This is a genomic window from Methylobacterium platani (assembly GCF_001653715.1).
In the GTDB taxonomy this organism is placed as follows: Bacteria; Pseudomonadota; Alphaproteobacteria; order Rhizobiales; family Beijerinckiaceae; genus Methylobacterium; species Methylobacterium platani.
This window is the reverse complement of the sequence record NZ_LWHQ01000006.1, coordinates 166,293-184,074: the sequence shown is the minus strand read 5'-3', so window position 1 is coordinate 184,074 and position 17,782 is coordinate 166,293. Positions and strand designations below refer to the sequence as shown.

Sequence of the window (17,782 nt, the reverse complement as noted above, 5' to 3'; positions counted from 1 at the left end):
CTCAAGGCCCCTATTCGGCGGCGGCGAGGGTGGCGGGGGCCGCCGTGAGGTCGATCACCGGCAGGGTGGTGCGGATGCGTTGCGTCGTGCCGTCCTGGAACCGGATCACCGTATCGACCCGGTAGCTCGGCGCGCCGGCATAGATCGTGTCGATCAAATCGGCGTATTTCTCGTTGATCACGCCCCGCCGAACCTTGCGGGTGCGGGTCAATTCGCCGTCATCGGCGTCGAGCTCCTTGTAGAGGAGCACGAATTTGGCCACGCGCTGCACGTCGGTCAGCCCGGCATTGACCCGCTCGACCTCTTTCCGGATCAGCTCGATCACCGCCGGCTTCGAGGCGAGATCGGAATACGTCGTGAAGGCGATGCGGTTCTTCTCGGCCCATTTCGCCACCACCGCGTAGCGGATGCAGACCAAAGCCGCCAGGTACTCGCGCCCGGCACCCAGGATCACGGCCTCGGCGACGTAGGGGCTGAACTTCAGCTTGTTCTCGATGTATTGCGGCGAGAAGCGCTCGCCGTGGACATTGACCGCGAGGTCCTTGATTCGGTCGATGACGACCAGCTCGCCCTTCTTGTCGACGTAGCCGGCGTCGCCGGTGTGCATCCAGCCGTCGCGCACGTCGCTCGGGGTGTCGGGGCCGGCCTTGTAGTAGCCGTGGAACATGTTGGCGTGGCGCGCCAGCACCTCGCCGATGCCGTTGCGGTCGGGGTCGAGGACCCGGATCTCGATGCTGTCGTCGAAGGGCACGCCGACGGTGTCGAAATCGACCGTCTCGCCCCGGTGCAGGGTGTAGGCGCCGAGCGTCTCGGTCTGGCCGTAGAGCTGGCGCAACGGCACGCCCATGGCGCGGAAGAACCGGAACGTGTCGGGGCCGAGCGCCGCACCCCCGGTCGCCGCGGAGGTGAGCCGGGTGAAGCCGAGGCGGTCGCGCAGGGCCCGGAACAGCAGGGCGTCGGCCGCGCTCGAGCGCGTGCCGGTGTCGAGGGCTTCGAGCCCCATCTTCATCCCGCGCTCGTAGAGGGCGCGCTTGAACGGGGACGCATCCATCATCCGGGCGCGCACGTCGGCGGCCACCGCCTCCCAGACCCGGGGGGCGAACAGCACGAAGGTCGGGGCGATCTCCCGGAAGTCGTGCATCAGCGTGTCGGCATCCTCGACGAAGTTGACCTTCATCCGGGACAGCAGAGCCTGGCCGAGCGCGTAGACCTGCTCCATGATCCAGGGCAGCGGCAGCACCGAGACGTAATCGTCCTCCGGCCCCTTCGGGTCGGCGGCGAGGTAGCGGGCGCAGTGGCGTAAGACCCGGCCCCCGCTCAGCATGGCGAGCTTCGGCCGCGCCGTGGTGCCCGAGGTGGTGCACAGGATCGCCACCGCCTCGGCTTCGGTCGCGTCGACCATCCGGTCGTAGAGGCCGGGATCGGCGGCGTGCCGGGCCTCGCCCCTGGCCGCCAGCGCGTCCGCCGAGATCAGCCGCGGATCGTCGTATTTGCGCATCCCGCGGGGATCGCAGAACACGATGTGGCGCAGGGACGGCAGGCCGTCGGCGAGGTTCAGGAGCTTGTCGACCTGCTCCTCGTCCTCGGCGATCACCGCCTTCGCCTGAGCGAAGTCGAGGAGATACTGGACCTCGTCCTCGAGCGCGTCGCGGTAGAGGCCGAGCGACAGGGCGCCGAGCGCGTGGGCGGCGATCTCGCCCGCCACCCAGTCGGGACGGTTGTCGCCGATCAGCCCGACGACGTCGCCGCGGCCGATGCCCAATTCCGACAGGCCGAGGGCGAAGGCGCGGGTGCGGGCGTGGTACGCGCCCCAAGTCGTCGGGCGCCACAGCCCGAAGATCTTCTCGCGCAACGCGACCTCGTCCGCGTGCTCGGCGGCGTTGCGGCGCAGGAGCTTCGGGAAGGTGTCGGCCTCGCGGGCGATGCGTGAGAAATCGGTCGTCACGACGCCGCCCTCGCCGGTTCGGGGGATGCGGGCTCCTCGTCTTCCTCGCCGAGATAGGCTTTCCGCACGTGCGGATCGGCGAGCACCGCCTCGGGGCGGCCGAGCGCGATGCGGCGGCCGAAATCGAGCACCATCACCCGGTGCGAGATGTCCATGACCACGCCCATGTCGTGCTCGATCATCACGACGGTCATGCCGAACTCCTCGTTGAGGTCGACGATGTAGCGGGCCATGTCCTCCTTCTCCTCGAGGTTCATGCCGGCCATCGGCTCGTCGAGGAGGATCAGCTTCGGTTCGAGCGCCATGGCGCGGGCCAGTTCCACCCGCTTGCGCAGGCCGTAGGACAGGGTTCCGGCGGGCGCCTTGCGGTAGGCCTGGAGGTCGAGGAAATCGACGATCTCCTCGACCCGGCGGCGATGCGCCAGCTCCTCGCTCCGCACGCCGGGCAGCCAGTAGAGCGAGCCGGTGACGAAGTTGTTGCGCATCAGGTGGTGGCGCCCGACCAGGATGTTGTCGAGCACGCTCATGTGGTGGAACAGCGCGAGGTTCTGGAAGGTCCGGCCGATGCCGAGCGCCGGGCGCTGGTTCGGCGTCGCCTTCGTGATGTCGCGGCCGTCGAGCAGGATCTGGCCCTCGGACGGCCGGTAGCGGCCCGAGATGCAGTTGATCATCGAGGTCTTGCCGGCGCCGTTGGGGCCGATGATCGAGAACAGCTCGCCCTTCTCGACCGCGAAGCTGACATCCGTCAGCGCCTTCACGCCGCCGAAGCGCAACGAGATCTGGCGAACCGCGAGGGTTTCCGCCACGCCTGATCCTCCCTGGGATGGCGGCCGCGCTCGTGTCCGGCGCCGCTCTGCCTGTGGCGGATGCCCGGTATGCGTCCGGGTCATTCGCCGTGAAAATACGTTCGACTGTTTTTTTCCGAGCGTCAAGTGCTACACTGGCGCGACGAAAGTCGAGGGGCGGCACGCCCCGTGAGGGCGGGGTTAGGGGCAGCATGGCGCGTATCGCAGGCTCGTCGGGACCGCGGACCGAGGAGGCCATCCGGCGGGCGGGGCTCAAGCTCATCGCCACCCACGGCTATGCCGCGATGAGCCTGCGCCAGCTCGCGGCCGAGGTCGGCATCCAGCAGGGCTCGCTCTACAACTACTTCCGCAACAAGCAGGAATTCCTGTTCGACCTCATCCGCGGGCACATGCTCGACCTGCACGCCGCCCTCGATGCGGCGCTCCTGCCCGAGGGCAGCGCCGAGGCGCGGCTGACCTGCTTCACCGCCTTCCACGTCGCCTATCACGTGGCGCGGGCGCAGGAGGTGTTCATCTGCTACTCCGAGCTGCGCAGCCTCGAGCCGGACAACCTCGCCGCCGTGGTGGCGATGCGGCGCGACTACGAGCGCAAGCTCGGCGACATCCTCGATCACGGCTGCGCCACCGGGGAGTTCCGGCTGGCCGATACCCGGATGGCGACGCTCGCCATCCTGGCGATGCTGTCGGGCATCTGCACCTGGTACAAGCCGGAGGGGCGGCTCTCGACGGAGGGGTTGCAGGCGATCTTCACCGGCATGGTGCTGGCGCTCGCCCGCGGCGAGGCGCCGGCCCGCGGCGAGGCGGTGGTGGACCCCGCCGCGGTGCCGGCGCGCCGGCGCGGGGCCCTGCGGGCCGGCGTCGCGTAGGCGCGGGGCGGACGGCGCCCGGGAGGGAAGCCGCGGCGTCGCCCTCCGGCGGGCCGGCAGTCCCGCCCCGGGACCGCGAACGGCGATGCTGCGCTGCGATACGCCCGAGATCCGCGCCGGATGCCGCATGGGCAAGCTTTCCCAGGTCGAGCACATGTCGCGTCGGCGGCTCGCAAGATAAACCGACCGTTCACTCCCGCCCATCTATTACCGGCGCGTCATCCGGCGAGACCCGGATCCGGAGCGGCCGTTCAATGTTCGTGCTTACCCTTCCTCGCAAGTTCGCCCTGCTGATCGCGCTCGCGGGCTTCAGCCTGATCGCGCTCGGCGGGATCGCGCTCACCTATCAGTACGACGCGATGATGGCGCAGCGCACCGACCGGCTCTCGGTCATCACGGAGGCGGCAGCCAACATCGTCGAGCGCTACCGGCAGAAGGCGGCGAAGGGCGAGATGACCGAGGCCTCCGCCCGCGAGGCGGCCCTGGCCGACATCGCCGCGATGCGGCACGGGCGCGACAACTACCTTTACGTCAACGACAGCGCCGGCACGGTGATCGCGCATCCTTCCGCGAAGGTGGTCGGCCGCAACCTGATGGGCATCGCCGACCCGTCCGGCTTCCGCTTCGTCGCCGAGGTCATGCCCCGCGCGGCGCGGGACGGCGTGGCGACCTACCGTTACGTCTGGGTGCCCGAGGGCCAGACCGAGGCGACACCGAAGATCGGGCTGTTCCGCTACTACGCGCCCTGGCAGTTCTACATCGGGACCAGCGAGTACGTCAGCGACCTGCGGGCGATGATCGTCGAGCAGATCGGGCGCCTGGCCGTCGCCGGCCTCGCCATCCTGCTGGTCCTCGGCGGCGTCTCGCTGCTGATCGTCCGCTCGGTGGTGCGGCCGATGGAGCGCCTGGGCGCCGCGATGACCGGCTTGTCGCAGGGGCGCACCGATCTCGCGGTGCCGGAGGCCGGGCGGCGCGACGAGGTCGGGGCGATGGCCCGCGCCGTGATGGTTTTCCGCGACAACGCCATCGAGCGCGAGCGGCTGCGCGGCGAGAGCGAGGCCGAGGAATTGCGCCGCATGCGCCGCGCGGCGGCCCTCAACGAGCTGATCCAGGGCTTCGAATCCTCGATCACCGGCGTCGTCGCCGGCGTCGCCGCCGCCTCGGGCGAGCTGCGCGGCACCGCCCAGACGATGACCGCCACGGCGACCCAGACGGCGGCCCAGTCCACCGCCGCAGCGGCGGCGGCCGAGCAGGCCTCCGCCAACGTCGAGACCGTCGCGGTGGCGGCGGAGGAGCTCGGCGCCTCGGTGCAGGAGATCGGGCGCCAGGTCGACGGCTCGGCGCAGCTGGCCCGCGCCGCCGTGGCCGAGGCCGGGCAGACCGCCGGTCAGGTCCGGGCGCTGACCGAGGCGACCGCCCGGATCGGCGACGTGGTCGGGCTGATCTCGTCGATCGCGGCGCAGACGAATCTCCTGGCGCTCAACGCCACCATCGAGGCGGCCCGCGCCGGGGCGGCCGGCCGCGGCTTCGCGGTGGTGGCGGCCGAGGTCAAGGAGCTCGCCGGCCAGACGGCCCGCGCGACCGAGGAGATCACCGGCCAGATCGCGGCGATCCAGGCCACCACCGGCCAGGCGGCCGGCGCGATCGGCGGGATCACGGCGCGGATCGAGGAGATCTCGGGCGTGGCGACCTCGATCGCGGCCGCGGTCGAGGAGCAGGGTGCGGCGACGCAGGAGATCGTCCGCAACGTCTCCCAGGCCGCCGCCGGGACCGGCGAGGTGACGGGCAACATCGCCGGGGTGGCGGGGGCGGCCGAGGAGACCGGCGCTGCGGCGAGCCAGGTGCTGGCCTCGGCCTCCGAGCTGTCGCGCCAGTCCGAGCTCCTCTCGGCCGAGGTCGACCGCTTCCTGGCGCAGGTCCGGGCGGCCTGAGGACCGCGCCACCGGCAAGGTCGCGTCCGCTGCCGCGCCGGGGCGGCGCGGCCTCGGCGCGGGATGCGCGATCATCCATGCGCGCCGGGGCGGACCGGCGGTGCCGGCTCGGCGGTCTCCCCCGGGCGAGGCTTTGCCCGCGGCTGCGACGATCACGACGACGCGATGATCGAGAACGTTCCGTCGGCGTTGTATTGCACGACGATCGTTCGATATCCTGTCGTGAAATCGCACGCGATAGACGTCGACGGATCCGTGTCGTACTTGATGGGCGTTCCTTCTGCACATGGGCCCACCTTCACGAAGTAAATGCTCTCCGGTGTGCAGGACAGCAGCTGGTTCGGCAGCGGCGAGACGGAACTCGACAGGACGACGATGCCGCTGTCGAGGGTGGCCGCATTGCCGCACCGCAGGGTCGGGGTCGGCGGCCTCGTGTAGGGCGGGACCTGGATGCCGAAGGCGCCGACGCTCATCCCGGAGGCGTTCACCGCTTTCGACAAGCTCAGCGGGCCGAGGGACATCGTGGTGCGGTTGGGCGAGGTCGTGTCGTTGGGCTGCGCCGTCGGGGTGATCCGCTGGACGGACGAACTCGTCGTGGACATGTTGAGCATCGGTGAGCGCAGCAACGCCCAGGCACCGGTCGACGCGGCAGTCTGCCCCGTATCGACCGCTCCGGCATAGACCTGGGCATCGAGCGTGAACGTGATCTGCGACCCCCCGGCGTCGTAATTTCCGATTTGTGCGCAGCCGAGGCTGCAGCAAACGACGCCGTCCGCGCTGACCGGGCTGAAGGTGGCGATCTTCTGGAAGATGTAGAAATACGAGGGGAATTGCGACGCATTGCGGACGATCACGGTATAGGAAGCGGTCATGACGGCGTCGTGATCCTTGTCCTGATCCCTGTCTTGGGCGCCCCTCGCGCTTGGCCGCGATCTCGGCCGCGATCTCGGCCGCGCCGCGGGTAGGGAGGTACGGGACGATCGCCCCGTACCTCGGTCCGCTCGACGCGCGCCGGGCTTACGCCACCGTCCAGGAGCCGTCGTTGTTGAGCGTCACGTTGATGGTGGTGCGGCCGCCGGTGAAGTCGCACAGCGCGGCGCTCACGCTCGACTGGGTGAAGTCCATGACGGTGCCGGGGGTGTAGCTTCCGGTCGCGACGTAGAACTTGAGGATCGGCTGGCAATCCGTGTTGGTGTTCGGCTGGGCCTGGACGAAGTTCGACAGGACGGGAGTCCCGTTGGCCAGGACGGCCGAGCCGACGTTGTAGATCGCGGGCGGCGCGAACACGGGCATGGTGATGCGGAAGGCGCCCGGCTCGACGCCCGAGCCGGGAACCGGCTTGGACAGGCCGAGCGGGACGAGCGTCGCCGTCGTCAAGTCGTTGTTCTGCAGCGTCGAGCCGGCGCTCGGCGCCAGGTCGATCGGCTGCATGGCCGAGCCGTAGCCGGAGGTCTGGCCCGGCACCGGCGCCTGCGTCGCCTGCTGCACGCCGGCGTAATACTGGAGGTTGACCAGGAACGTCAGGGATCCGCCCGTGGCGGCGTGATTGCCGAGCGGTGCCGTGTACAGGCTGTTGCTGTAGACCGTGGCGCCGCCGACATAGATGGCCGGCTGCTGAAAGAAGAAGAAATTCTGGTTGTTGGCTTCGTTATTGGTGACGTTGATGGTCAGGAGGGTCGACATATTGATTCCTTGCTGATGGTTGGCGTCGCGATCGGTGCGGACTCTTCGGATGGATGGATCGCTTGAGGGCGAATGTGCCGTTCGATTGAGACCGCGCTGTCTTATGACTTTGAGAAACTCTTGATGCAACGTCGATCGATTGATCTCAGGTTTAATTTCACGGATGCGCTTGATCTGAGCGCAAATCTTCCATGATGCGAGATGGTTGCGGCGCCGGTCCCATGCGTCGAAATGCTTGCCGACGGCCAGTATTTTGCAGTAGATGCGGGTATAGCGAGCGACGGCATTGCCGCAGTGATTCGCGAGACTGTCGGATTGATCGCAGTCTCGCCGTCCGGCGGCTGCGGCGCGCCGTCCGAGGCCCTGCTCCGGCGCCGAGCCGGCCGCCCGGCGGGCACGTCGGATGTTCTGGCGGCAAGCCGGTCGCGGCTTCCGCAGGGCCGCCCGGGGAAAGGATGGCGCGGGGCTTTTCCCTCCTCCCTCTGCGGGTGGCCCCCGGACGGGCCGGGAGAGGGGACGCCGCGTCCAGACATGACCGAACCGTTCTGAGGGGCGCCGCATCCGTCATTGTCGCGCTGCCCCTCTCGGCGGGACTTCGTCCCGCTGCCCCGGCTCCGCCGGGCACCTTCCCCCGCAGAGGAGCGAGGGGAAAAGCTCGCGCGACGTCTCCTCCCCGGGCAGCCTTGCGGCTTTCGTGGGCGATGCGCCGGCTCGGCCGGAACGGGTGCCGATGCGCCGGACGCATCGGCACCGAGGTGGCGACGGCGAGGCGCGCCGGCATCACGGCCGCGCCGGGATCTCCTCCAGCAGGTTGACGATCAGCGCCCGCACCGATTGCGTGTGCTTGCGCAGCGTCATGACGTGCTGCAGCTCGCTCGGCGACAGGGCGTCGTCGCGGTGCCAGTCGATGGTTCCCCGCCCCAGCAGCAGCCAGTCCAGCGAGACGTCCAGCCGCTCTGCCAACGCACAGGCGCTTTCCAGCGACAGGTGCCCCCCGCTCTGCCAGCGGGACACGGCCGCGGCCGAGACGTCGAGCTCGGCCGCCAGGGCCTGGTTCTTGGTGACGTTCTTCTGCGCGATCGCTTCGCGAATGCGCTTTCCGCGCGCATGGTCTCGGCTCATCCGTCCTCACCGATCATGACCGGGGCCTTCGCCGATGGGGCAGCCCCCGCAATCCGCCGCGGCCGGGTCGGCCGCCCGGCGCGGAGCGGGGCAGGGGACCCGGCCGTCGGTCCCTCGCCGAACCGGGAATCGGCGGTGTCAGGGCGGGGTGACCGCCCGCCGGCGCGCGCCTTCGCCGCCCGCCTTGCCCGGAAAGGGGCATCCGGTCGTCATGGCGCGTGTCGATGAGGTTGCCGCGCAGCGGCAGGCCGGCGGTCTCGGGGCGCCGTCCCGGCGGGTCGCGGTCGAGGTGCAAGGTCATGATCGGCATTGCGCCGCATCACGACAGGACAATCATCGGCAAGATGCCGATGCCCTGCTCTTGCAACGATATTGTCGATCGAACGACGTAGCGATGTTCGTGCATCGGATCGGTCCGCCACGGTCAACCTGCTCGTGTCTCTGATTCGCGGAGTGACACTATCACAACCTAGAGAGACATCAACGCGACCGCCGACCTCTGGGAAAGCACGGCTGTCGCCCCGGCGAACGGTGCGCCTCGGCGTCGATGATCTAACGCAATTCTCGAAGGAGGCGGCCCGATCCTGCGGGACCGTTGCGGATCATCGATCGCGGATCACCGTCGGGGCGACGAGCGACAGCGGTATGCCGCCATTCCCTCAGGTTGCGGCGCCGCCTCGCGGTCGCTCCGCCGGACCGGTGGCGCAGTCGACCGTTCATCGGTCGTGCGGGGCGGATGCCGCCACCGGGGTCGCCCCCGGTTCGCGATGCCGTGCGGACGAGCTCGCCGGGAGGTCGGGGCGCCGGCCGCCGCGCGGTCGCGCCGCGCACCTCCCGGCCGGGGCCGCCCGCGCCGTCAGCCGACCGGCCGCTCGTCGGCGATCACCTTGCCGTCGTTCGGCAGGCTGCCCGGGGCGACGAGGTCGACCGCCCCGCGCAGCTTCGTCACTGCCCGCAGGGTCTCGGCGACGGCCTCCGCAAGGGTGGTTTCCGGCGTCGCGGCTTCCGCCCGGAGCGTCATGACGTCGGCCTCGTCGGCCCGGGTCACCACCAGGCGCAGGCGGCCGAGCCCGGGGTGGCGGCGGGCGATCTCGGCGACCTGCTCGGGGCGCACGAACATGCCCTTCACCTTGGCGGCCTGGTCGGCCCGGCCCATCCAGCCGCGAATCCGGCCGCCGGGCAGAGCCGCCGTGAGGTCGCCCAGCGCGTAGCGGATCAGCGGCCGGTCGCGGTCGGGCACCGTGACGACGATCTCGCCGACCTCGCCCTCCGGCACCGGATCGCCGGTGCCGGGACGCACGATCTCGAGGATCAGCCCGTCGCCGACGAGGAGACCGGGTTCTCCCGGCACCTCGTAGGCGATGAAGCCGACATCCGCGGTGGCGTAGGCTTGGGCTGCGGCAATGCCGCGCTCCCGGAACTCGGCCTGGAGCGAGGGCGGGAAGGCGGCGCCGGAAACCAGCGCCTTGACGATCGACGACACGTCGCGCCCGGCCTTGGCGCCGGCATCGAGCAGCACCTTGAGGAAGTCCGGCGTGCCGACATAGCCGGCGGGGCGATAGGCCTCGATCAGGTCGAGCTGCTGCTCGGTGTTGCCGGGGCCGGCCGGAATCACCGCGCAGCCCAGCGCCCGGGCCGCGGTGTCGAAGATGAAGCCGCCCGGCGTCAGGTGGTAGCCGAAGGTGTTGAGCACCACCTCGCCGGCCGTGAAGCCCGCGGCGGCGAGCGCCGGCGCGCCGCCCCACGGATCCTCCCCCGCCCGCTGCGGCTCGAAGATCGGCCCCGGCGAGGTGAAGAGGCGGGGAAACCCGCCCGCTGTCCCCGGCACGAAGCCGCCGAACGGCAGGGCCTCGCGCTGGCGCGCCGGCATCTCGCCCTTGCGCAGCACCGGCAGGCGGGCGAGCGCCGCCCGGTCGGTCACGGCGGCGGGGTCGATGCCGGCGAGGTGGGCGGCGTAGGCTGGGGCTTTGAGGGCGGCGTCGAGGGCGCTGGGGAGGCGGGCGAGGAGGGCGGCTTCGGAGGGGGTGGCTTGGCTGTCGGTGTGGGGCATGGCGTGGCGTCCTCCCGGGCAAGGGCCCGCGCGTTGATCGCGCGGTGCGTCAAGGTCGAAACAAGGAATTCGTCATCACGAGACCGGCCGCGCGGTTGCCTGACACTCCGAGCCCCGGTAAGCAGAAGATCTGCAACTGTCGTTACGTCATGACGCGCATACAGCAGCATCCCGAATTTGCAGCGTGGTTTTCAAGGCTGCGCAATGTAACGGCCTTCGCTCAGATCGCCAAGAGGATCGACCGGCTGGCGCTCGGGAACCCGGGCGACGTGGCGCCGGTTGGCGACGGCGTGAGCGAGATGCGCATTCATGTCGGCCCCGGATACAGAGTCTATTTCGTACGGCGCGGCGATGAGATCGTCATTCTCCTGTGCGGAGGTGACAAATCCTCCCAGCCGCGTGATATCCGCCGGGCGAAGGCCTTGGCAGCCTCTCTGTGAATGTCGATGATGACGACCATGACCGACATCCTGCTCACACCCTACGACACTGCGGATTACCTCGACAGCCCCGAACGGATCGCCGCCTATCTCGAAGCGGTGCTCGCCGAGGACGATCCGGCCCTGGTCGCCCATGCGTTCGAGGCCGTCGCTCGGGCACGCGGTCTCGCTCGCGGCGAGGTGCAGGCGGGCGCGTCGCATCTGGCCGCGGTCATGGATCTGCTGCACCGGCTCGGTCTCAGGATGAGTGTCGCCCCGCTCGGCGTATCGTGAGGGCGCCCCGGCAGCCACGGCGTCACCGACCGATGCGATCGAGATTACGCAGATCCTGCATCAGATCTGCGTGATCGTCATCCGCGTAGACGCCTTGCTCCTTCAGGAAGGCGTCGAGCGCCGTACGGGTACCGAAGCCGAGGAGGCGGCGCAATTCGGGCTGGGTCGATCGCTTGGCCCGGAACTCCCTCAAGGCGAAGCCTTCCAGTTCGCGTTTGGCGAGCGCGTCTCCGGCCGCTTCCATCCGTCGTGCCTCACCCCACCCTGGCCAGCAGCCGTTCCGCCCGGCGCAGGTGCGGCCGGTCGAACATCTCGCCGTCGATCCCGACCACGCCGACGCCCGGCGATCGCGCGAAGGCGGCCACGACCTTGCGCGCCTGATCGATCGCGGCGTCCGTCGGCGTGAAGGCCTCGTTGATGACGGCGACCTGCGCCGGGTGGATCGCCATCTTGCCGACGAACCCGTCGCGGCGGGCCGCGCGGCACTCGCGGGCGAGGCCGTCGAGATCGCGGAAATGGGCGTTGATCGTGTCGATCGCGTCGACCTCCGCGGCGGCGGCCGCCATCAGGGTCAGGTTGCGGGCGAGCTGGAACGGCGCGCTCCAGGCACCGTCCTCGGCCCGGTTGGTCTCGGCGCCGATGTCGGCGGACAGGTCCTCCGCCCCCCAGGTGACGCCCGACAGCCGCGGGCTCGATCCCGGCAGGGTGGACAGCGCGAAGACCGCCCGCGCCGTCTCGGTGGCGATCGGCAGGATGCGGGTGGCGCCGTCGGGGAGCCCGGCTTCCGCCTCGTGGACCGCGAGGCGCGCGCCGAGATGGGCGACGCTCGGGCCACCCTCGGCTTTCGGCAGCATGATCCCGTCGGGGGCGTGCGGCATCACCGCCGCGAGGTCGTCCTCGGTGAGACCGGTATCGAGGGCGTTGACGCGGACGTAGAGCTTCGGCCGGCCCGTGGCATCCCGCATCCGCGCCAGGAAGGAGGCCGCGACCTCGCGGGCCTTCCCCTTCTCGGCCGGCGCGACGGAATCCTCGAGGTCGAGGATCAGGGCGTCGGCCCCGACCTCCAGGCCCTTCTCCTGCTTGCGGGGCGAGTCGCCGGGGACGAACAGCAGCGAGCGCATCGTCTCAAGCCTCCGCCGCGGGGCGCTTGCGCATCATCGCCTGGCGCCGGCACTCGGCGACCAGCGTGCCGTCCTGGTTGTAGGCGCGGTGGACGAGGTCGACGATGCCGGCGGTCGGCCGCGAGCGCGACTCGCGCTTGGCGACGACCTCCGTCGTCACGCTCACCGTGTCGCCCTCGAACAGGGGCGCGGGAAAGCGGGTCTCGGTCATGCCGAGATTGCCGATCGTGGTGCCGACGGTGGTGTCGTTGACCGAGATGCCGATCATCAGCCCGAGCGTGAACAGCGAGTTCATCAGCGGTTTGCCCCACTCGGTCTCGGTGGCGCAGAAATGCGCGTCGATGTGGAGCGGCTGCGGGTTGAGCGTCATGTTGGAGAACAGCATGTTGTCCATCTGCGTCACCGTGCGGGTGAGGCGATGGCGCAAGGTCGCGCCGACCTCGAAATCCTCGAAGTACAGCCCGCCGCGCGGGTGGGTCGAAGCCGGAATCGTGCTCACGCGGCGTCCTCCGTCGTCAGGGTGATCAGGCGGGCGCCCTCGGCGACCTGCTGGCCGGCTTGCCCCGCCACCTCGGCGACCGTGCCGTCGGCGGGGGCGGTGAGCGCGTGCTCCATCTTCATCGCCTCGACCACGGCGAGGCGCTGGCCGCGCACCACCCGGTCGCCGGGGGCGACCAGCACCGCGACGAGGCGGCCGTGCATCGGCGCCTTGATGGTGCCGCCCTGGTCGATGTGGTCGAGATCGACCGCGAAGGGATCGGGGGGGCTGAGCGCGATCTGGCGGCCCTCGGCGAGCACCAGCACGCCGGGCGGTGCGTCGACCACCGTGACGGCCTCCGGCTCGGGACCGGCCTCGCCGTATGTCACGCTCAGCCCGGTCGCGCCCCAGTGCAGCCCGGCCTCGGCCGGCTCGCCCTCGAGCACGAACGGAAAGGTCTGGCGCCGCGCCTCGCCGAGCTGGAACCCGTCCGCGGCGTCCCAGGGCGAGCCGGCACGCGCGGGAGCCTCCCGCGCCACCAGCGCCCGGATCCCGGCGCGGATCGCAGCGTCGCGGTGCGGGCTCGGTGCCGTCAGACGGCCGAGGTCGCGGTCGATGAAGCCGGTATCGAAGCGGCCTTCGCGAAAATCCGGCGCCTCGGCGAGTGCCTTCAGGAAGGCGACGTTGGTCTTCGGCCCGGCCACCAGGGTGCGGCCCAGCGCCTCCGCCAGCCGGTCGAGCGCCTCGTCGCGGGTGGCGCCGTGGGCGATCACCTTGGCGATCATCGGGTCGTAGAACGGGGTCACCCGGTCGCCCGCCCCGACGCCGGTATCGACCCGGATGCCCTCGCCCGACGGGAGCGTGAGCGCCCGCAAGGGCCCGGTCGAGGGCAGGAAGCCGTGGTCCGGATCCTCGGCGTAGAGCCGCGCCTCGACGGCGTGGCCGTGGATCGAGAGGCCGGCCTGATCGACCGGCAGCGCCTCGCCGGAGGCGACCCGGAACTGCCATTCCACGAGGTCGTGCCCGGTGATCGCCTCGGTCACCGGATGCTCGACCTGAAGCCTCGTGTTCATCTCCATGAACCAGAAGCCGTCGGGGCGCAGGCCCTCGCGGCCGTCGGCGATGAACTCGACGGTGCCGGCGCCGACATAGCCGACCGCCTTCGCGGCCTCGACGGCGGCCCGGCCCATAGCAGTCCGGACCTCGTCCGGCATGCCGGGGGCGGGCGCCTCCTCGATCACCTTCTGGTGGCGGCGCTGGAGCGAGCAATCGCGCTCGAACAGGTGGACGGCGTTGCCGTGGGCGTCGCAGAAGACCTGGATCTCGACGTGGCGCGGCGACAGGACGTATTTCTCGACCAGCACCCGCGGGTCGCCGAAAGCGTTCTGGGCCTCCCGCTGCGCGGACGCCAGCGCGTCGGCGAAGTCCGCCGGCTCCTCGACGCGCCGCATGCCCTTGCCGCCGCCGCCGGCCACCGCCTTGATGAGGACCGGGTAGCCGATGGCGGCCGCCTCCGCGGCGAGAAAATCCGGATCCTGGCGCGCGCCGTGATAGCCCGGCACCACCGGCACGCCGGCCTTGGCGACCAGCGCCTTCGCGGCGTCCTTGAGGCCCATGGCGCGGATGGCGGAAGCGGGCGGGCCGACGAAGACGATGCCGGCCTCCGCGCAGGCATCGGCGAAGTCCGGCCGCTCCGACAGGAAGCCGTAGCCGGGATGGATGCACGCCGCCCCGCTCGCACGCGCCGCCGCGAGGATGCGGTCGATGCGCAGGTACGATTCGGCGGCGGGCGCCGGGCCGAGCAAAAATGCCTCGTCGGCGAGGGCGACGTGCATCGCGTCGCGGTCGGCGTCCGAATAGACCGCGATGGTGCGCATGCCGAGGCGACGGGCGGTGCGGATTACCCGGCAGGCGATCTCGCCGCGATTGGCGACGAGGACGGAGGCGAGGCGGCGTGTGGTCATGGCTGTCCTCACATCCGGAACAGGCCGAACCGGGTCTCCGGCACCGGCGCGTTGAGGCAGGCCGAGAGCGACAGGCCGAGCACCCGGCGCGTCTCCTCCGGCAGGATGATGCCGTCGTCCCACAGCCGCGCGGTGGCGTAGTAGGGCGAGCCCTCCTCCTCGAACCCGGCGCGGATCGGCGCCTTGAACGCCTCCTCCTCTTCCGGGCTCCAGGCGCCGCCGCCGGCCTCGATGTTGTCGCGGCGGACGGTGGCGAGCACGCTCGCCGCCTGCTCGGCACCCATCACCGAGATGCGCGAATTCGGCCAGGCGAACAGGAAGCGCGGCGAGTAGGCCCGGCCGCACATGCCGTAATTGCCGGCGCCGTAGGAGCCGCCGACGATCACGGTGAGCTTCGGCACCGCGGCGGTCGCGACGGCCGTCACCAGCTTCGCGCCGTTCTTGGCGATGCCGCCGGCCTCGACCTCGCGCCCGACCATGAAGCCGGAGATGTTCTGGAGGAAGACCAGCGGGATCCGGCGCTGGCAGCAGAGTTCGATGAAGTGCGCGCCTTTGAGCGCGCTCTCCGAGTACAGGATGCCGTTATTGGCGAGGATCCCGACCGGCATGCCGTGGAGGCGGGCGAATCCCGTGACCAGCGTGGTGCCGTAGAGCCGCTTGAACTCGTCGAATTCCGAGCCGTCGACGAGGCGGGCGATCAGCTCGCGGGCGTCGTACTGCTTGCGCAGGTCCGTCGGCACCAGGGCGTCGAGGTCGTCCGCCGCATAGGCCGGGTCGACCGGGCTTCCGATGTCGAGGTCGGGCCGCTTGACGGTGTTGAGGCCCCCGACGATGCGGCGCAGGATCGCGAGCGCGTGGGCATCGTCGGTGGCGTAATGGTCGGCGACGCCGGACAGCCGGGCGTGCACGTCGGCGCCGCCGAGGTCCTCGGCGCTCACCACCTCGCCGGTCGCGGCCTTCACCAGCGGCGGCCCGCCGAGGAAGATCGTGCCCTGGCGGCGCACGATCACGCTCTCGTCCGACATCGCCGGCACGTAGGCGCCGCCCGCGGTGCACGACCCCATCACGCAGGCGATCTGCGGGATGCCGGCGGCCGACATCTGCGCCTGGTTGTAGAAGATGCGGCCGAAATGCTCGCGGTCGGGAAACACCTCGGTCTGCTGCGGCAGGTTGGCGCCGCCGGAATCGACGAGGTAGAGGCAGGGCAGCCGGTTCTGGGCTGCGATCTCCTGCGCCCGCAGGTGCTTCTTGACCGTGAGCGGGTAGTAGGTGCCGCCCTTGATCGTGGCGTCGTTGCAGACCACCATCACCTCGCGGCCCGCCACCCGGCCGATGCCGGTGATGAGGCCGGCGGCGTGGATGTCCTCGCCGTACATCCCGTTGGCGGCGAGGCCGCCCACTTCCAGGAACGGCGAGCCCGGATCGAGCAGGCGCAGGACCCGGTCCCGGGGCAGGAGCTTGCCGCGGGCGACGTGGCGCTCGCGGGCCCGCTCGGGGCCGCCGGCGGCGGCCTTGGCGCGGTGCGCCTTCAGGGCGGTGCGCAACTCGCCCCAGGCAACGCGGTTCTGCTCCGCCGCCCCGGAGGTGAGGTCGGCGCTGGTGGGGATGACCGGCATCGGGTTACGCCTCAGGCGGACTTGGTGAAGAGCTCGCGGCCGATCAGCATCCGGCGGATCTCGCTGGTGCCGGCGCCGATCTCGTAGAGCTTGGCGTCGCGCAGCAGCCGCCCGGTCGGGTAGTCGTTGATGTAGCCGTTGCCGCCGAGGAGCTGGATCGCGTCGAGCGCGCATTGCGTCGCCCGCTCGGCGGCGTAGAGGATCGCGCCGGCCGCGTCCTCGCGGGTGGTCTCGCCGCGGTCGCAGGCCTGTGCCACCGCGTAGACGTAGGCCTTGGCGGCGTTGGTCGAGACGTACATGTCGGCGAGCTTGCCCTGGACCAGCTGGAACTCGCCGATCGCCTGGCCGAACTGCTTGCGCTCGTGCACGTAGGGCATCACCACGTCGAGGCAGGCCTGCATGATGCCGAGCGGCCCCGCCGCCAGCACCGCGCGCTCGTAGTCGAGGCCCGACATCAGCACGCTGGCGCCGCGCCCGACCTGGCCCAGCACGTTCTCCTCCGGGATCTCGCACTCCTCGAAGACCAGCTCGCAGGTATCCGAGCCGCGCATCCCGAGCTTGTCGAGCTTCTGGGCGGTGGAGAACCCCTTCATGCCCTTCTCGACCAGGAAGGCGGTGATGCCGCGCGAGCCCGCCTGCGGGTCCGTCTTGGCGTAGACCACCAGGGTCTCGGCGACGGGACCGTTGGTGATCCACATCTTGGAGCCGGTGAGCACGTAGCGGTCGCCCCGCTTCTCGGCGCGGGTCCTCATCGACACCACGTCCGAGCCGGCGCCCGGCTCCGACATCGCGAGCGCGCCCACGTTCTCGCCGGAGATGAGCTTGGGGAGATACTTACGCTTCTGCGCGTCCGAGCCGTTGCGGCGGATCTGGTTGACGCACAGGTTCGAATGCGCGCCATACGACAGGCCGACCGAGGCCGAGGCCCGCGACACCTCCTCCATCGCCACGCAATGGGCGAGGTAGCCGAGGCCGAGGCCCCCGTACTCCTCCTCGACCGTTATGCCGTGCAGGCCGAGCGCCCCCATCTCGGGCCAGAGGTCGCGCGGGAAGGTGTTGGTGCGGTCGATCTCCTCGGCCCGCGGCGCGATCCTGTCCTGCGCGAAGCTGCGCACGCTGTCGCGGATCGCCTCGGCGGTCTCGCCGAGGCCGAAGTTGAATTCACGCGCGGCGTTCGGGATCATCGGCGCCTTCCTCCCAATTTTCCCCATTCATACGAACGATCGTTTTTTAAGACAAGCCTGCCCGTCCGCCGGCGGACCGATGCCCCCGGGCGGGGATGCGGATGTGCCGTGCGACCTCCCTGCCGGGCGATCCGCGCCCGGTTTGGCGTCCCGGCCGGGACGCCGGTGGCCGCGGGGAATAATGTCCTGTCAAACTTCCTGTTCCGAGCCCGACATGCAGTGGAAGAGCTTCGCGCGGACGATTAGGCGGTCGTGATACGCAAGGTCATTCGATGGTGGCGTGGTCGCGTTAACTGATTTTTA

At 70.4% G+C, this 17,782-nt stretch carries 16 protein-coding genes; 4 read left to right on the top strand and 12 right to left on the bottom strand.

What is annotated here, in order from left to right:
• Positions 1-10 precede the first annotated feature (10 nt).
• Both A5481_RS02315 and A5481_RS02310 read right to left on the bottom strand, forming a co-directional pair.
• Positions 11-1,945: a long-chain fatty acid--CoA ligase gene (locus tag A5481_RS02315; RefSeq protein WP_048435432.1), complete on the bottom strand. Its 1,935-nt coding sequence runs from the start codon at positions 1,943-1,945 to the stop codon at positions 11-13.
• On the bottom strand, positions 1,942-2,751 hold the full coding sequence (locus A5481_RS02310; RefSeq protein ID WP_048435431.1) for an ABC transporter ATP-binding protein: 810 nt from the start codon (positions 2,749-2,751) through the stop codon (positions 1,942-1,944). Before A5481_RS02310 ends, A5481_RS02315 begins: the two co-directional genes overlap by 4 nt.
• 191 nt (positions 2,752-2,942) lie before the next feature.
• Here A5481_RS02310 and A5481_RS02305 point away from each other — a divergent pair, with 191 nt between their 5' ends.
• Positions 2,943-3,617 (top strand): TetR/AcrR family transcriptional regulator, encoded by a 675-nt coding sequence (locus A5481_RS02305; RefSeq protein WP_082173268.1) that lies wholly within the window; start codon positions 2,943-2,945, stop codon positions 3,615-3,617.
• 254 nt (positions 3,618-3,871) lie between these two features.
• Positions 3,872-5,548 (top strand): methyl-accepting chemotaxis protein, encoded by a 1,677-nt coding sequence (locus tag A5481_RS02300; RefSeq protein WP_064503754.1) that lies wholly within the window; start codon positions 3,872-3,874, stop codon positions 5,546-5,548.
• 152 nt (positions 5,549-5,700) lie between these two features.
• Here the strand turns inward: A5481_RS02300 and A5481_RS02295 are convergent, their stop codons facing one another.
• From A5481_RS02295 to A5481_RS02280, 4 genes are all read right to left on the bottom strand, one after another.
• Positions 5,701-6,420, bottom strand: coding sequence for a hypothetical protein (locus A5481_RS02295; protein ID WP_048437346.1), 720 nt, complete (start codon positions 6,418-6,420; stop codon positions 5,701-5,703).
• A gap of 145 nt (positions 6,421-6,565) precedes the next feature.
• A complete protein-coding gene (locus A5481_RS02290; RefSeq protein WP_048437347.1) occupies positions 6,566-7,231 on the bottom strand; it encodes a hypothetical protein in 666 nt (221 codons plus the stop codon).
• A gap of 780 nt (positions 7,232-8,011) precedes the next feature.
• Positions 8,012-8,353 carry a helix-turn-helix domain-containing protein gene (locus A5481_RS02285; RefSeq protein ID WP_048437348.1) on the bottom strand — a complete coding sequence of 114 codons (342 nt, stop codon included), beginning with the start codon at positions 8,351-8,353 and terminating at the stop codon, positions 8,012-8,014.
• Between the two features lie 856 nt (positions 8,354-9,209).
• Positions 9,210-10,403 carry a phenylacetate--CoA ligase family protein gene (locus A5481_RS02280; protein ID WP_064503753.1) on the bottom strand — a complete coding sequence of 398 codons (1,194 nt, stop codon included), beginning with the start codon at positions 10,401-10,403 and terminating at the stop codon, positions 9,210-9,212.
• A gap of 149 nt (positions 10,404-10,552) precedes the next feature.
• Between A5481_RS02280 and A5481_RS02275 the strand changes: the two genes are divergently transcribed.
• The gene (locus A5481_RS02275) at positions 10,553-10,843 is read left to right on the top strand and encodes a type II toxin-antitoxin system RelE/ParE family toxin (RefSeq protein WP_048436399.1); all 291 of its coding nucleotides are present in this window, start codon (positions 10,553-10,555) and stop codon (positions 10,841-10,843) included.
• 18 nt (positions 10,844-10,861) lie between these two features.
• On the top strand, positions 10,862-11,116 hold the full coding sequence (locus A5481_RS02270; protein ID WP_048436411.1) for a helix-turn-helix domain-containing transcriptional regulator: 255 nt from the start codon (positions 10,862-10,864) through the stop codon (positions 11,114-11,116).
• Between the two features lie 22 nt (positions 11,117-11,138).
• On the opposite strand, the gene A5481_RS02265 is transcribed toward A5481_RS02270, so the two are convergent.
• Genes A5481_RS02265 through A5481_RS02240 form a run of 6 tightly spaced genes read right to left on the bottom strand, consistent with a single transcriptional unit; the run spans position 11,139 to position 17,479 of the window.
• On the bottom strand, positions 11,139-11,360 hold the full coding sequence (locus tag A5481_RS02265; RefSeq protein WP_048436400.1) for a hypothetical protein: 222 nt from the start codon (positions 11,358-11,360) through the stop codon (positions 11,139-11,141).
• 10 nt (positions 11,361-11,370) lie between these two features.
• A complete protein-coding gene (locus A5481_RS02260) occupies positions 11,371-12,237 on the bottom strand; it encodes an HpcH/HpaI aldolase/citrate lyase family protein (RefSeq protein WP_048436401.1) in 867 nt (288 codons plus the stop codon).
• A gap of 4 nt (positions 12,238-12,241) precedes the next feature.
• A complete protein-coding gene (locus A5481_RS02255) occupies positions 12,242-12,736 on the bottom strand; it encodes a MaoC family dehydratase (RefSeq protein ID WP_048436402.1) in 495 nt (164 codons plus the stop codon).
• Entirely contained in the window at positions 12,733-14,679 is a 1,947-nt protein-coding gene (locus A5481_RS02250; RefSeq protein ID WP_048436403.1) for an acetyl-CoA carboxylase biotin carboxylase subunit, read from the bottom strand. Before A5481_RS02250 ends, A5481_RS02255 begins: the two co-directional genes overlap by 4 nt.
• 8 nt (positions 14,680-14,687) lie before the next feature.
• Positions 14,688-16,295 (bottom strand): carboxyl transferase domain-containing protein, encoded by a 1,608-nt coding sequence (locus A5481_RS02245; RefSeq protein ID WP_048436404.1) that lies wholly within the window; start codon positions 16,293-16,295, stop codon positions 14,688-14,690.
• 11 nt (positions 16,296-16,306) lie between these two features.
• Positions 16,307-17,479 (bottom strand): isovaleryl-CoA dehydrogenase, encoded by a 1,173-nt coding sequence (locus A5481_RS02240; RefSeq protein WP_048436405.1) that lies wholly within the window; start codon positions 17,477-17,479, stop codon positions 16,307-16,309.
• Between the last annotated feature and the right edge of the window lie 303 nt (positions 17,480-17,782).

Coding starts and splice junctions, on each gene's coding strand:
- A5481_RS02270 (WP_048436411.1), top strand. CDS start 10,862: ATGACCGACATCCTGCTCACACCCTACGACACTGCGGATTACCTCGAC.
- A5481_RS02300 (WP_064503754.1), top strand. CDS start 3,872: ATGTTCGTGCTTACCCTTCCTCGCAAGTTCGCCCTGCTGATCGCGCTC.
- A5481_RS02240 (WP_048436405.1), bottom strand. CDS start 17,479: ATGATCCCGAACGCCGCGCGTGAATTCAACTTCGGCCTCGGCGAGACC.
- A5481_RS02285 (WP_048437348.1), bottom strand. CDS start 8,353: ATGAGCCGAGACCATGCGCGCGGAAAGCGCATTCGCGAAGCGATCGCG.
- A5481_RS02250 (WP_048436403.1), bottom strand. CDS start 14,679: ATGACCACACGCCGCCTCGCCTCCGTCCTCGTCGCCAATCGCGGCGAG.
- A5481_RS02295 (WP_048437346.1), bottom strand. CDS start 6,420: ATGACCGCTTCCTATACCGTGATCGTCCGCAATGCGTCGCAATTCCCC.
- A5481_RS02265 (WP_048436400.1), bottom strand. CDS start 11,360: ATGGAAGCGGCCGGAGACGCGCTCGCCAAACGCGAACTGGAAGGCTTC.
- A5481_RS02290 (WP_048437347.1), bottom strand. CDS start 7,231: ATGTCGACCCTCCTGACCATCAACGTCACCAATAACGAAGCCAACAAC.
- A5481_RS02275 (WP_048436399.1), top strand. CDS start 10,553: ATGACGCGCATACAGCAGCATCCCGAATTTGCAGCGTGGTTTTCAAGG.
- A5481_RS02280 (WP_064503753.1), bottom strand. CDS start 10,403: ATGCCCCACACCGACAGCCAAGCCACCCCCTCCGAAGCCGCCCTCCTC.
- A5481_RS02245 (WP_048436404.1), bottom strand. CDS start 16,295: ATGCCGGTCATCCCCACCAGCGCCGACCTCACCTCCGGGGCGGCGGAG.
- A5481_RS02305 (WP_082173268.1), top strand. CDS start 2,943: ATGGCGCGTATCGCAGGCTCGTCGGGACCGCGGACCGAGGAGGCCATC.
- A5481_RS02260 (WP_048436401.1), bottom strand. CDS start 12,237: ATGCGCTCGCTGCTGTTCGTCCCCGGCGACTCGCCCCGCAAGCAGGAG.